The 13,669-nt window shown below is 71.0% G+C and carries 15 protein-coding genes and 1 tRNA gene; 2 read left to right on the forward strand and 14 right to left on the reverse strand.

The features are described from left to right. Positions 1 to 9: 9 nt before the first annotated feature. The 14 genes from QNA08_RS04740 to rplU form a co-directional block, all read right to left on the reverse strand. Positions 10 to 549, reverse strand: a complete 540-nt coding sequence (locus QNA08_RS04740) for an RNA pyrophosphohydrolase (protein WP_283739530.1) — start codon at positions 547 to 549, stop codon at positions 10 to 12. A 2-nt stretch (positions 550 to 551) separates the two neighbouring features. After that, positions 552 to 1,766: a divergent polysaccharide deacetylase family protein gene (locus QNA08_RS04745; RefSeq protein WP_283739531.1), complete on the reverse strand. Its 1,215-nt coding sequence runs from the start codon at positions 1,764 to 1,766 to the stop codon at positions 552 to 554. Positions 1,767 to 1,897: 131 nt separating this feature from the next. Beyond that, positions 1,898 to 3,223 carry a S41 family peptidase gene (locus tag QNA08_RS04750; RefSeq protein ID WP_283739707.1) on the reverse strand — a complete coding sequence of 442 codons (1,326 nt, stop codon included), beginning with the start codon at positions 3,221 to 3,223 and terminating at the stop codon, positions 1,898 to 1,900. Then, the gene (locus QNA08_RS04755; protein ID WP_283739532.1) at positions 3,223 to 4,617 is read right to left on the reverse strand and encodes a murein hydrolase activator EnvC family protein; all 1,395 of its coding nucleotides are present in this window, start codon (positions 4,615 to 4,617) and stop codon (positions 3,223 to 3,225) included. The genes QNA08_RS04750 and QNA08_RS04755 overlap by 1 nt, the downstream gene beginning before the upstream one ends. A gap of 22 nt (positions 4,618 to 4,639) precedes the next feature. Next, positions 4,640 to 5,119, reverse strand: coding sequence for a 23S rRNA (pseudouridine(1915)-N(3))-methyltransferase RlmH (rlmH, locus tag QNA08_RS04760; protein WP_283739533.1), 480 nt, complete (start codon positions 5,117 to 5,119; stop codon positions 4,640 to 4,642). Between the two features lie 13 nt (positions 5,120 to 5,132). After that, the gene (gene rsfS / locus QNA08_RS04765; RefSeq protein WP_283739708.1) at positions 5,133 to 5,495 is read right to left on the reverse strand and encodes a ribosome silencing factor; all 363 of its coding nucleotides are present in this window, start codon (positions 5,493 to 5,495) and stop codon (positions 5,133 to 5,135) included. Positions 5,496 to 5,630: 135 nt separating this feature from the next. Next, positions 5,631 to 6,254, reverse strand: coding sequence for a nicotinate-nucleotide adenylyltransferase (locus tag QNA08_RS04770; protein ID WP_283739534.1), 624 nt, complete (start codon positions 6,252 to 6,254; stop codon positions 5,631 to 5,633). Positions 6,255 to 6,270: 16 nt separating this feature from the next. Then, positions 6,271 to 7,563 (reverse strand): glutamate-5-semialdehyde dehydrogenase, encoded by a 1,293-nt coding sequence (locus QNA08_RS04775; protein WP_283739535.1) that lies wholly within the window; start codon positions 7,561 to 7,563, stop codon positions 6,271 to 6,273. Between the two features lie 128 nt (positions 7,564 to 7,691). After that, positions 7,692 to 8,822 carry a glutamate 5-kinase gene (gene proB / locus QNA08_RS04780; protein WP_283739536.1) on the reverse strand — a complete coding sequence of 377 codons (1,131 nt, stop codon included), beginning with the start codon at positions 8,820 to 8,822 and terminating at the stop codon, positions 7,692 to 7,694. Beyond that, positions 8,810 to 9,844, reverse strand: a complete 1,035-nt coding sequence (gene obgE, locus QNA08_RS04785) for a GTPase ObgE (protein ID WP_283739537.1) — start codon at positions 9,842 to 9,844, stop codon at positions 8,810 to 8,812. The genes proB and obgE overlap by 13 nt, the downstream gene beginning before the upstream one ends. A 105-nt stretch (positions 9,845 to 9,949) precedes the next feature. Further along, positions 9,950 to 10,492, reverse strand: coding sequence for a GNAT family N-acetyltransferase (locus QNA08_RS04790; protein WP_283739538.1), 543 nt, complete (start codon positions 10,490 to 10,492; stop codon positions 9,950 to 9,952). Continuing rightward, positions 10,486 to 11,181, reverse strand: a complete 696-nt coding sequence (locus QNA08_RS04795; protein ID WP_283739539.1) for a GNAT family N-acetyltransferase — start codon at positions 11,179 to 11,181, stop codon at positions 10,486 to 10,488. Before QNA08_RS04795 ends, QNA08_RS04790 begins: the two co-directional genes overlap by 7 nt. 195 nt (positions 11,182 to 11,376) lie before the next feature. After that, entirely contained in the window at positions 11,377 to 11,643 is a 267-nt protein-coding gene (rpmA, locus tag QNA08_RS04800; protein WP_283739540.1) for a 50S ribosomal protein L27, read from the reverse strand. 47 nt (positions 11,644 to 11,690) lie between these two features. Then, the gene (gene rplU / locus QNA08_RS04805; protein ID WP_283739541.1) at positions 11,691 to 12,338 is read right to left on the reverse strand and encodes a 50S ribosomal protein L21; all 648 of its coding nucleotides are present in this window, start codon (positions 12,336 to 12,338) and stop codon (positions 11,691 to 11,693) included. A gap of 267 nt (positions 12,339 to 12,605) precedes the next feature. Between rplU and QNA08_RS04810 the strand changes: the two genes are divergently transcribed. Then, positions 12,606 to 12,695 (forward strand) — tRNA-Ser (locus QNA08_RS04810). 290 nt (positions 12,696 to 12,985) lie between these two features. Beyond that, positions 12,986 to 13,657, forward strand: coding sequence for a hypothetical protein (locus QNA08_RS04815; RefSeq protein WP_283739542.1), 672 nt, complete (start codon positions 12,986 to 12,988; stop codon positions 13,655 to 13,657). Positions 13,658 to 13,669: the final 12 nt, after the last annotated feature.

Here is a 13,669-nt window from a genome sequence, read left to right on the forward strand (position 1 = left end):
CGATCGCGCTCAGCGCCCGCTCAGATGCGCGAAGGCCGCGACCACCTGTTCGTAGACGGGGCGCTTGAAGGGGACGATCAGCTCGGGCAGGCGCTCCATCCGCTCCCAGCGCCAGGCCTCGAACTCGGGGGCGTGGCCACCAGCGGGCGAGCGGATGTCGATCTCCGTCTCGTCCCCGGTCAATCGCAAGGCGTACCACTTCTGCGCCTGACCGCGGTAGCGGCCCTTCCAGGCCTTGCCTACGAGTTCGGCGGGCAGGTCGTAGCGAAGCCACCCCGGCGTCTCGGCGAGCAGAGCGACGGAGCGCACGTTCGTCTCCTCGTAGAGCTCGCGCAGCGCCGCCTCGTAGGGATCCTCGCCCGGATCGATGCCGCCCTGCGGCATCTGCCAGGCATAGTCGGCCGCCGCCAGGTCGACGCCTCCCTCCATCGGTCGCCGGCCGACGAAGACGAGACCGGCGCTGTTGAGCAGCATCACGCCGACACAGGGGCGATAGGGCAGGTCGTCGAGCCCCCCGCACGAGGTTTCCCTGTTCCCGGCCGGTTTCATCGTCAGCCCCGCGGCCTTGAGCCGACCGCCGCGCTCGCCGGCACGAGCAGGATGCCCTTCGCCTCCAGGTCGCTGGCCCAGCGCGCGATGCGCTCGACCGCGATGGGCAAGGCGCTGGCGCTCACGATGGCCAGCCCGCGCTCGCGCGCGAGTTTCTCCGCTCGTGCCAGCTCGGCGTCGATCGCCTCCGCGCGGCCGAGGCCGTCGAGCACGACGTCGGCGCGGGCGGCGCTCACCTTGGCCGCCGGCGCAACCGTGGCCACACTGCTGCGAGAGGAGGAGCCATCGTCGAGGAAGAAGAGGCCGCGCTCGCCGACCTCGCGCAGGACGGGCGCGAGCGCGGCTTCGTCGGCTGTCAGCTTGGCGCCCATGAAATTGACGAGGCCCGTATAGCCGGTGAAGCGCCCCATGACCCAGCGCAGGCGCTCCAGATTGTCCGGGATCTTCGCCTGTGCGAGCAGCGTATGGGGACCGGGGTCGTTGTCGGGATAGTCGAAGGGCTCCATCGGCACCTGGAGCATCACCTCGTGGCCCTCGTCGCGCGCGCGGGCGACATGGGCGTCGAGATTGCCGCCATAGGGAGCGAAGGCGAGCGTGACGGGGCCGGGCAGGCGCGCGATCGCCTCGGCGGTCGCGTTCTGGCCGATGCCGAGGCCACCGACGACGACGGCGATGCGGCCGGCAGGCCTGGCGCCGCCCGGCAGCGTTCCCGCCGGACGCGCATAGACCTCCGCCGGACGCGCGCCGTCCGCGCCGATCCTGGGCAGGAGCCCGAAGCGCGTGCGCTCGACCAGCCGGCGGTCGGGAGCCGGCGCGAGGCGAACGGTCGCCTGGTCGGGCACGCGGATGACGATGGCGCCGGGCGCCTGCCCCTCCGGGCGGACCACGGCGACGCCGGCTTCGCCCTCGAGTTCCGCCGCCGTGCTGCGCGTCCTGAGGCCTGGCGCCGTTTCAGCCCCCTGCCGTCCCTCGGCCGGTTCCGAAGCCTGGGCGACGGCAACCGGCGCGCGCACGATCGGGACGATGACATGGGGTTCGCCGCCGAGCGGATCGTCGACGAGCGCGACATGGAGCGCGAGCCCCCCGAAGGCGAGGGCCGCGACGCCGGCCGCAAGGCGCGCGACGGGCAAGCGGACGGAGGCCCCCCGCCGCGCGGGTCGGCCCTGCCCCAGGGGCGTCACGAGATCGTCGGGCGTCGCATGCACCAAGAGGAGCATCTCCGGCGCGGCTCGGGTGTCACCGCAACAGAACGAAGGCAGCGGGCCGAATCAAGGAGCCCACCGCCGCATTGTCCATGATGCGGCGGCGGGCCGTCGAGGGGTGGAAGCGCCAGCCGAATGCCGCAGGGTCAGTTGGGCACGGCAGCCGTCGGCTTCGGCGCGGACGAGGCGTCCTTCTTGACGCCGCGCAGGAGGTCGAAGGCGGCGTTGAGCTGGGTGTCCTTCGTCGGGTCGGTCGGAACATAGGCGGAGGAGCCGGATTTCTCGTTGTCGCCGTTCCTCAGGTGCCCGCGCAGGCCCGCCTCGCCCTTGGTCTCGTCCTTGCCCCTGATGTCGTCGGGGACCTCCTGCAGCACCTCGGTGTCGGGCTCGATGCCCTTGGCCTGGATGGAGCGGCCCGCCGGGGTGTAGTAGCGCGCGGTCGTGAGGCGCAGCGCCCCGTTCGAGCCGAGCGGGATGATGGTCTGCACCGAGCCCTTGCCGAAGGAGCGGGTGCCGAGCACGGTTGCGCGCTTGTGATCCTGCAGGGCGCCGGCGACGATCTCGGAGGCCGAGGCCGAGCCGCCGTTGATGAGGACGATCACCTGCTTGCCCTTGGCGAGGTCGCCGGGCTTGGCGTTGAAGCGCTGGGTCTCGTCGGCATTGCGGCCGCGCGTCGAGACGATCTCGCCCCGGTCGAGGAAGGCGTCGGAGACGAGGATGGCCTGGTCCAGAAGGCCGCCGGGGTTGTTGCGCAGGTCGAGGACGTAGCCCTTCAGCTTGTCCGCCGGGATCTCCGCCGAGATCTTGTCGATGGCGCCCTTCAGGTTCTCGAAGGTCTGTTCGTTGAACTGCGTCACGCGGATATAGCCGACGTCGCCGCCCTCGCTGCGGAAGCGCACGGACCGGATGCGGATGACGTCGCGCGTCAGCTTGACCTCCACAGGGTCCTTCCGACCGGCGCGCTGGATGCGCAGCTTGACCGAGGTGTTGACCGGGCCGCGCATCTTCTCGACCGCCTGGTTCAGGCTCAATCCCTGGACCGGCTCGTCGTCGATGTGGGTGATGATGTCGTTGGCCAGGATGCCGGCCTTGGCCGCGGGCGTCTCGTCGATGGGCGTGACCACCTTGACGAGCCCCTCTTCCATGGTGACCTCGATGCCAAGGCCGCCGAACTCGCCGCGGGTCTGCACCTGCATGTCGCGGAAGCTCTTGGCGTCCATGTAGCTCGAATGGGGGTCGAGCGAGGACAACATGCCGTTGACCGCAGCCTCGATCAGCTTCGATTCGTCGGGCCTCTCGACGTAGTCGGTGCGAATCTTCTCGAAGACGTCGCCGAACAGATTGAGCTGGCGATAGGTCTCCGCGGAGGCCGCGACCGCGCTCGTGCTCGTGAGCAATCGCGACTGGGTGGCGACCACTGCAGCGCTCGCGCCGATGAGGGCCCCCACCATCACGAGAGAAATCTTGCGCATCATCCGCGAACCTTTTCGCCTTGCGACCTTGCCCACCACGGAGCCGGGTCGATCGACCCGCCATCCTTGCGGAATTCAACGTAGAGAACGGGTCCGTTCGTTCCGCCACCGAACGCCGTCGACAGCGGCGTCGCGGTTTCTCCCATGACGGCGACGGGTTCGCCGGCGAGCACGAACTGCCCGAGAGCGACGTTGATACGCTCCATGCCGGCTAGCAAGATATAGTACCCGCCGCCGGCATTGATGATCAAGAGTTGGCCGAACGATCGGAAGGGGCCCGCGAAGGCCACCCAGCCGTCGCTGGGGGCCGCGACGATGCCGCCGGGGCGGGCGGCGAGCGAGATTCCCTTGGTCGCGCCGCCGAAGCCGTCGGGTGCGCCGAAGGGGCGCAGCAGCTGACCGCTGACGGGCATCGGCAGCATGCCCTTGGCCTCGGCGAAGGCGATCTTCGGGGCGAGCCGTGCCGGATCCTTGAAGGGCGCCGCGGCGAGCTTCTCCTGCGCCTCGCGTGCCTGTGCCTCGGCCGCCTTGCGTGCCTCCTCGGCAGCGCGCTGGGAGGCCGAGATCTCGCGCTCCATGCGGTCGATCAGCTCCTTGAGGCTGCGGGCCTGGGCGGCGAGCGCCGTCGCCTTCCCGGCCTCGTCGGCGGCGAGCCTTTCGACGTCGACGAGCTGCTGCTGGCGCGCGGCGACGAGGGCCGACAGGCGCTCGCGCTCGCCGGCGAGCGTTGCAAGGTCCTTGTCGAGCGCCTGCTTGTCGGAGGCGATCGCGGCGCGCAGGCGTAACAATTCCGCGAGGTCGGACGCGAGCGCCTCTGTCTCCGCCCGCAGTTCCGGCACGACGGCGCCGAGGAGAATCGAGGTACGCACGGCCTCAAGCATGTCTTCCGGCCGCGCGAGCACGGCCGGCGGCGGCCGGCGGCCCATGCGCTGCAGGGCCGCGAGCACCTCGACGATGACGCCGCGGCGGCTCTCCAGCGAGCGGCGGATCGCCTGCTCGCTGCCGTCGAGCGTCATGAGGCGCTGCTCGAGCGCCGTGATTCGCGTCTCGGCGGCCTTGGTGCGCTCGGTCGCGTCGAGAAGCGCGGCGTTGAGCTTGGCGCGGTCGCTCCTCAGTGCGGCGATCTCGGCGTCGAGCCGCGCCTTGGCTTCGGCGTTGGCGCGCAGCTCCTCCTGCAGGGCCTTCAGCTCCTCCTCGCGCGAGGCCTTCTGGGCCGAGGTCTCCGCCGCCTTCTCGAGCGCCCTCTCGGCTGCCGACGGGGCTGTGGGCGGGGCGGTGCGCGACGGCCCCTCGGCCGCAGCGGGGCCTGCCGCCACCGCGAACGCCAGGCCGGCGCCGGCGGCGATCAGACGCCGGCGCGTGTGGGCGAGGACATCGGGGGCGGCAGGGGACATGTCGGCTGCGAGAACGATTCAGTCAGGCGCGATGATAGGGGTGGCCCGCGAGAATTGTCATGGCGCGATAGAGCTGTTCCACGACGAGGGCGCGCACGAGCTGGTGCGGCAGCGTCATGGCGCCGAAGGACAGGACAAGCGTCGCGCGTCGGCGCACGGCCTCGTCGAGCCCGTCCGGCCCGCCGACGACGAGGTGAAGGGCCGTCTCGCCGGCATCGCGCCAGGCACCGAAGCGGGCGGCGACCGCCTCGCTGGACAGCGCGGCGCCGCGCTCGTCGAAGACGACGACCGGCCCCGCGCCCAGGCGTGCCAGGATGGCTGCGGCCTCCTCCGCCTTGCGCTCGGCATCCCGTCGTGCCCGGCTCTCCGGGATCTCGACGAGATCGAGCGCGCCGAGACCGAGCGACCGGGCAAGCGGCGCCGCCCGTTCCACGTAGCGCTCGACGAGCGACCGCTCGGGCCCCGCCTTCAGGCGGCCGACTGAGACGACGACGAGACGCACGCGCCGGCTGCCTTCAGCCGGCGAGCCGCTCTTTGGGGCGATCCGCGCCCCACATCTTCTCGAGATTGTAGAAGGCGCGAACTTCCGGCCGGAAAACGTGCACGATCAGGTCGCCGGCGTCGATCAGCACCCAGTCGCAGGCCGGAAAGCCCTCGACCCTCAGCGGGCCGATGCCGGCATCCTTGAACGCCTCGATGATGCTGTCGGCGATGGCGCCGACATGGCGGTTCGAGCGTCCGGAGGTGATGATCATGGTGTCGGCGATCGAGGTCTTGCCGGTCAGGTCGATGACGACCGTCTCTTCGGCCTTCATGTCCTCGATGCAGTGACGAGCGAGCGCGACAGCATCGCCGTCAAACGGTCTCCCAGCGGACAGGGCAGTCGCGCCGGCCGCCGGGTGAAGCGTACCAAGGTCCGCTTCGTGAAGTGGCGTGTGGCTCAGTGCTTCATCCTCATTGGCGCGGCGCTCCCGGCGCCGCAGTTTCCAAGATAGTCTGCAACCGCCTTCGCTTCAACGATGCGGTCCCGCGGCGGCACGCAGCGCCGTCGAGGACAGGGGGGAGCGCGGCCCGTGCAGGAAGACCCAGGCGGGCAGCCTCGCCGCGGACAGGAGGCGGGCCTCGGCCTCGCGCAGCCGCCGGGTGCCAAGGGCCTGAGCCGCCTTGGCGCGCGCCGCCTTCACGGTCGCACCCGGCCTGTCGACGACGGCGATGGGCACGAGCGCCGCGATCTCGCGCCAGCGCTGCCAGCGGTGGAAGCCTGCGAGATTGTCGGCGCCCATGATCCAGACGAAGCGCACTTCCGGGCAGCGGCGCCGCAGATAGGCGATGGTGTCGTAGGTGTAGCGCGTGCCGATGGACGCCTCGAAGCCCGTGACGTCGATGCGCGGGTGGGCGGCCGTGGCCCGCGCCGCGGCCATCCGCGCCGCGAGCGCGGGCAGGCGGGCGTTGTCCTTCAGCGGATTGCCGGGCGTGACGATCCACCACACCCGATCGAGCCCGAGTCGCCGCAGGGCGACGAGGCTCGCCAGGCGGTGGCCTGCGTGCGGGGGATTGAAGGACCCGCCGAAGAGCCCGATGCGCATGCCCGGCGCATGGCGCGGCAGGGGGGGCGGGGAGGGGGGCGCTGCCGTCATCGGCCGCCACAGCGCCTCACGGGCGCGTCTGGCCACTGCCGCGCACGCGATACTTGAACGATGTAAGCTGCTCGACGCCGACAGGCCCGCGCGCATGCATGCGCCCGGTGGCGATGCCGATCTCGGCGCCGAAGCCGAACTCGCCGCCGTCCGCGAACTGGGTCGAGGCGTTGTGCAGGACGATGGCCGAATCCACCTCGTCGAAGAAGCGTACGGCGGCCGCGGCATCGTCGGTGACGATCGCCTCCGTATGGTGCGAGCCGTAGGTCTCGATGTGCTCGATCGCCGCATCGAGGCCGTCGACGACGCGCGCGGCGATGATGGCGTCGAGATATTCGGTCCGCCAGTCCTCCTCGCTTGCCGGCTCGACGCGCGGATCGACCGCCTGCACCGTCTCGTCGCCGCGCACGGCACAGCCCGCGTCGAGCAGCATGGTGACGAGGGGGGCAAGATGCGTCGCCGCGCAGGCGCGGTCGACGAGCAGCGTCTCGGCCGCGCCGCAGATGCCCGTGCGGCGCAGCTTGGCGTTCAGCACGATGGCCTTGGCCATGGCGAGATCCGCCGCGGCGTGCACATAGACGTGGCAGACGCCTTCGAGATGGGCGAAGACGGGCACGCGTGCCTCGCTCTGCACGCGGGCGACGAGGCTCTTGCCGCCGCGCGGCACGATGACGTCGATCGCGCCGTCGAGACCGGCGAGCATGTGGCCTACCGCGGCGCGGTCGCGTGTCGGCACGAGCTGGATGGCGTCGGCCGGGAGCCCCGCGCTCGCGAGCCCCTTCGCCATGGCCTCGCGCAGGGCCGATGCCGAGCGGAAGCTGTCCGAGCCCGTGCGCAGGATCGCGGCGTTGCCCGCCTTCAGGCAGAGCGCGCCGGCGTCGGCCGTGACGTTCGGCCGGCTCTCGAAGATGACGCCGATGACGCCGAGCGGGGTCGCCACGCGCTCGATGACGAGGCCGTTCGGCCGCTTGAAGCTCGCAAGCACCCGACCGACGGGATCCGGCAGGGCGGCAACGCTCTCGATGGCGGTGGCGATGCCCGCGACGCGGCCGGGGTCCAGCGCCAGACGGTCGAGATAGGCCGCCGTCTGCCCGGCCGCGCGCGCTTCGGCGACATCCTCCGCATTGGCGGCGAGGATGGCGGGCGTCGCGGCCCGCACCTCCGCCGCCATCGCGGCGAGGGCGGCGTTCTTCTCCGCCGCGGACGCGAGCGCAAGGCGCCGCGCCGCGCGTCGGGCGCGGCGCCCGATGTCGCGCATCAACTCGGCGATCTCGCGGCCGCCCTCGATCACCCGCAGGGCCTCGCTCATGCCTTCGTCCTCCAGCCCCGCGGGAGCTCTCTCTCCCGCAGGCAAGCGCCAAACCTTCGCGTACTCAATAAGCGAGAGCCGGGCGCGACACAAACGGGCCGCCCTCGCAGCGCCCGGCGGGCGGAGACTCACTCCGCCGTCAGGGCCATGTCGTCGCGGTGCACCATCTCGGCGCGGCCGGGATGGCCGAGAATGCCCTCGATGTCGCGCGTCGAGCGGCCGGCGACCTGCCGCGCCTCCGCGATGTCGTAGGCGACGAGGCCACGGCCGATCTCGGCTCCGTCCGCCCCGCGGATGACGACGGCGTCGCCGCGGGCGAAATCGCCCTCCACCTTGCGCACGCCCGCCGGCAGCAGGCTCGCCCCGGCACGCACCGCCCGCGCGGCCCCTGCATCCACATGGATGGTGCCGCGCGGCTCGAGCGAGCCGGCGATCCATTTCTTGCGCGCGGTCACGGGGTTCGAGGGCGTGAGGAACCAGGTGCAGCGTGCGCCTTCCGCCACGGCCCTGAGCGGGTTCTTCACGCGCCCGTCCGTGATGACCATGTGCGTGCCGCCGGCGGTTGCGATCTTGCCGGCCTCGACCTTGGTGCGCATGCCGCCGCGCGACAGCTCGGAGGCGGCGCCGCCCGCCATGGCCTCGATCTCGCGCGTGATGCGCTCGACCACGGGGATGAGCACCGCGTCCGGATCGGTGCTCGGGGGGGCGGTGTAGAGCCCGTCGATGTCGGAGAGCAGCACGAGCAGGTCGCCGCCTGCCATGGTGGCGACGCGGGCGGCGAGGCGGTCGTTGTCGCCGTAGCGGATCTCGCTCGTCGCAACGGTGTCGTTCTCGTTGATGACGGGCACGGCGCGCAGGTCCAGGAGCCTGGCGATGGTGGCGCGGGCGTTGAGGTAGCGCCGCCGCTCCTCGGTGTCGGCGAGCGTGACCAGGATCTGCCCCGCCGTGATGCCGTGGTGGGAGAGCACCTCCGCCCAGGTGCGCGCGAGCGCGATCTGGCCGACGGCCGCGGCCGCCTGGCTCTCCTCGAGCTTGAGCGGTCCCGGCGGCAGGCCGAGCACCGTGCGGCCGAGCGCGATGGCGCCGGAGGAGACGACGAGCGCGTCCGCCCCGCGCGCGTGCAGTTCCGCGATGTCCTCGGCGAGTGCCGCGAGCCAGGCGTGCTTCAGCCGCCCCTTGGCCCGGTCGACCAGCAGGGAGGAGCCGACCTTGACGACGATGCGGCGGAACTGCTCCAGGCGCGGCGTCACGGTTGCCATGGCTCTTCCTGCTCTTCTGCGTGCTCCTCGGCACGCGCCGCGTCGATGACGGCGAGGAGGCTGCGCAGGGCCGCCTCGACGTTCTCGCCCGAGGTGGCGGAAAGCACGAGCGGCGTGCGCCCGGCGGCGCGCTTCAGGCGGGCGACCTGCTCCTTGCGCGTGTCCTCGTCGAGGGCGTCGGCCTTCGACAGCGCGACGATCTCCGGCTTCTCGGCGAGGCCGTTGCCGTAGGCCTCGAGCTCGCCGCGAATGACCTTGTAGGCCTTGCCGGCGTGCTCGCAGGTGCCGTCCACGAGGTGGAGCAGCACCCGGCAGCGTTCGACATGGCCGAGGAAGCGGTCGCCGAGGCCGTGCCCCTCGTGCGCACCCTCGATAAGCCCGGGGATGTCGGCGAGGACGAACTCGCGCCCGTCGACGCGCACGACGCCGAGGCCCGGATGGAGCGTGGTGAAGGGATAGTCGGCGATCTTGGGCTTGGCCGCGCTGACGGCGGCGAGGAAGGTCGACTTGCCGGCATTCGGCAGGCCGACGAGGCCGGCATCGGCGATGAGCTTCAGCTTGAGCCAGATCCACATCTCCGTCCCCGGCTGGCCGGGATTGGCCCGGCGCGGCGCCTGGTTCGTCGCGGTCTTGAAATAGGCGTTGCCGAAGCCGCCATTGCCGCCGCGGGCAAGCACGATGCGCTGGCCCGCCTCGGTGAGGTCGGCGATCAGGGTCTCGCCGTCCTCGTCGAAGATCTGCGTGCCGCGCGGCACCTTGAGGACGACGTCCTCGCCCTTGCCGCCGGCGCGGTTCTTGCCCATGCCGTGCATGCCCGGCCGGGCCTTGAAATGCTGCTGGTAGCGGTAGTCGATGAGGGTGTTGAGGCCGTCGACGCATTCGACCACGACGTCGCCGCCACGGCCACCGTCGCCACCGTCCGGGCCGCCGAACTCGATGAACTTCTCGCGGCGGAAGGAGACGCAGCCCGCGCCGCCGTCGCCCGAGCGGATGTAGATCTTGGCTTGATCGAGAAACTTCATGGATTCACGCGCCCCCGCATCCGAGCGCGGGAGCGATTTCCCTACAGGAGCGCGCCACCGGCCGCAATCGGCCGATGGCGCTGGGGCGGGAGAGGCCGGATGCCGTCAGGCAGCGAGTGCGGGCTGGCGACGCCGGGCACGCCCGAGCATGGTGGTGACATGCGGCAGGTAGCGGCCGTGCGCCTTGGAGAACTTCAGCCCCTCGCCCACGACGACGAAGCCGAGCCTCTCCTGGATGCGCAGCGACCGCCGGTTGTCGGCGAAGACGCCGGAGGTCATGTGCACGGCCTGCGTCTCGGCGAAGAAGGCGTCGACGTAAGTCTCCGCCGCTTCGCTCATCAGGCCCCGGCCCCAGAAGGACGGTCCCAGCCAGTAGCCGAGCTCCATCGCGCCGTCGGCCGGCATGAGGCTGATCAGGCCGGCGGTCCGCCCGTCGGCGAGGACCACGTGATGGGCCGCCGCGCCGCGCCGCATGTCCTCAGCCGCGCGTGCGCAGAAGCCTCTCATCGCGGCGAGCGGCTGTGGCCAGGGCACGGGCGAGAGCCAGCGCACCACCTCCCAGGTCATCTCCCGATGCAGGGCGCCGGCATCTTCCAGCGCGATCGGACACAGGATCAGGCGGCTCGTGTCGAGCGTGCGGTTCAGCATGGCTCGTTCCCTATCATCGCCGTCATCGCCTCGGGTGAGCGGTCACTGGCTAGCATCGCGGCCATCGCCTCGCCTGTGCGCTCGCGCACGCCGAGGCCGACGAAGATCGGATCGATCCAGCCCTTGAGGCTCGCCCAGGTGCGCCGGTCGAGGCGCATGTGCTCGACCGGGAAGAGCCCGCCGCGGGCCGGAAACTCGACGAGGCCCGAGCCCTCCGACCGGAAGCCGCACTTCTCGAGAACGCGCCGCGACGCCGGGTTGACGACGCGCACGCCCGCCGTCAGCGCCGGTGCCTCGGTATGATCAAACACCGTGTCAACGATCGCGCGCAGCGCCTCGGTGGCGAAACCCTGGCCCCAATGGGGCATGCCGAGCCAATAGCCGACGAAGGGCTCGCCATTGTTGCGCGAATGCACGGCAATGGCGCCCATCGCCTCGTGCGGCTTGCGCCGCGGCGTGACGACGAGGGTCAACGCCTCGCCCGTGGCGTTGGCGAGCCGTGCCGCGTAGATGAAGGTTTCCGCCGCCCGCGGTGGATAGGGATGCGGAATGAGGGCCGTCATCTCGGCTACGGCTTTCTCCCCCGCGAGTTGCTCGATGGCGCGGGCGTCGGCGAGACGGGGCCAGCGCAGGGCAAGGCGCTCGGTCTCGATGACGAAGGCGTCGTCGACGATATCGCGGGTGAACATCGCTTCGCTCCGGTTCCGCGGGCCCGAATCGCCACTGGCGCGATGCGTAGCCCGAAACGACGAAGGGGAGATGGCATCCCATCTCCCCTGTCGCCTGGATCCGAAGCGAGACTTGGAAGGCCAAGACCTGGAGCTTCGTTTCCGCCGGGTTTCGGGATGCCGGCGGGAGCTCTTCGTCTGGCAGCTTCCGCCTCTTTACTCTGCCGCCTCGATGGCGGGTACCACGGACACGTAAGCTCGGCCGGCTTTCGTGCCGAACGTGACGCGGCCGTCCGTAAGCGCGAAGAGGGTATGGTCCTTGCCCATGCCCACGTTGACGCCCGCGTGCACCTTCGTGCCGCGTTGACGGACGATGATGTTGCCGGCGACGACGGCCTGGCCGCCGAACTTCTTCACGCCGAGGCGGCGGCCGTCGGAATCGCGGCCGTTACGGGACGAACCGCCAGACTTCTTGTGAGCCATGATAGAACTCCTGAATTCCTGTGACGGGGCGCGCTAGGCAGCGCAGCTCACCGATCCTCACCCGACTTCTGCTCGGCCTGGTCGATCTTCGCGCGCGGCGGCTTGCCGGCGAGAAGCTCCTTGGCCTGAATGACCCATTCCTCGCGCGTGGCGCGGCCGCGCAGGCCAAGTTCCTCGTCGTACCTGGCGAGGTCCGCCTCGGTCCAGCCGGCGATCTGCTCCCAGGAATTGATGCCGGCCGCACGCAGCTTCTTCTCGATCGTCGGGCCGATGCCCGAGATGAGGGAGAGGTTCGACGCATCGCTCGCGGCAGCGGCCGGAGCGGCAGCCTTGGCCTTGGCGGGCTTCGCGGCAGCGGCCTTCTTGCCGGAGGGCCTGGCGCCGCCCGTCAGGATCTCGGTGATGCGGACGACGGACAGCTCCTGCCGGTGGCCACGCTTGCGCTTGGAGTTCTGGCGACGACGCTTCTTGAAGGCGATGACCTTCGGCCCGCGCGCCTGTTCGACGAGCTCGCCCGCAACGGTGGCGCCGGCAACGAAGGGGGCGCCCACTTCCGCCGCGCCGTCCTTCACGAGCATCAGCACCTCTTCGAAGGCCACCACGTCGCCGGGCCCGCCCGCCAGGCGCTCGATGGTGATGACGTCGTCGGCGGCAACCTTGTACTGCTTGCCGCCGGTCTTGATGACTGCGAACATCGTTCTTCTTCCCGTGTTCCTGCCGGCGCTCGGCGGCTGTCCCGCCGGGCCGGCTTCTTGGCAGCCCGTTTCCGGCTATCGATGCGGGCGGACGGCTCTGCTTGCGGCCGTGCCGCCGCCACGCGACACACAGGGCGCAAGTGTCCCCACGCCCAAGGCGGCTGTCGATACAGCGCCCGACCGGGCCTGTCAACGCAACGACCGTGGGAAAGCCGCTTCGAGGCGCTTGATCTTTCGATACGCCTGCGTGTAAGACAGCGCCGCCGCGGAGAGGTGGCAGAGTGGTTGAATGCACCGCACTCGAAATGCGGCATACGGGCAACCGTATCGGGAGTTCGAATCTCCCCCTCTCCGCCAGCTAACCCTTTGAACAACAAGGGTTCAGCATCTCGGCGAAGAAGCTCCGAAACACCCTGAAAATTCAGTCCGCCACAGCAACGCCACAGTGGCAGGACACATCATGGCTACCCGGGCGCGAACATTCAGGCGCCGGTCGGGTTTCAGGACTTCGCTGTCCCGGACGGACATTTCGATCTTGCGATCGGCAACCCGCCGGCGCGCGCGTGATCGAGGACATCGCCGGCGAGGCTGCCAGCGCCGCCGAGATGAAGGCGGCGGCCTCGGGCAATCCGCTCATCCTCGAAGAGATGGGCCTGCGCCAGAAGATCCGGCGCCTGGAGGGGGCGCGCATCGAGCACGAGCGCGAGCAGTTCCGCCTCCGCGGCCTGGTGCGCGCGCTCCGCCGGGAGGCCGACGGCATGTCCGGGCGCCTGCCGCTCGCGGAACAGGATGCGGCCCGCGCGGCCCTGGCGATCGAGCATGGCCTCGTGGCCGACTTCGGCAAGGAGAGGCTTGACAGGGCGAAGGACATCGGCGCGGCGATCATCAGGGCCGGGCGGGAGGTGCTGGCGGCCGGCAGGGACGCCGCCGACCTCGGGACGGTCGGCGGGTTCAAGGCGGCTCTGGAGCACGTGCACAGCAGGGCGTTCAGCCTGGTGCTCGCCGGCGCGCACCGGCACGATGTGCCCATCGACGACATCGACAACGCCGATCCGGCCGGCACCGGCATGCGCGTTCTCAACGCGCTGCGTCGCATGCCCGCCGAACCGGACCGGATGCGGGCCCGGCTCGCCGAGATCGAACGACAGATCCCGGCACTTGAACGCCAGGCCGGCGCGTGGCCGGACGAGGCGGAGCTCGCCACGGCGCGCGCGCGCCACGCGGCGGTGATCGCCCAGCTGCGACTCCGGCAGGGGGGGCCGGGGCGGCGTCCGGGCCAAGGCTGTCGTTTCGCGCGCGCGAGCCCGTCGCGCGCCTGACCGGCACCGAGC

The sequence above is a fragment of the Chelatococcus albus genome (assembly GCF_030067675.1).
GTDB classification, from domain to species: domain Bacteria; phylum Pseudomonadota; class Alphaproteobacteria; order Rhizobiales; family Beijerinckiaceae; genus Chelatococcus_A; species Chelatococcus_A albus.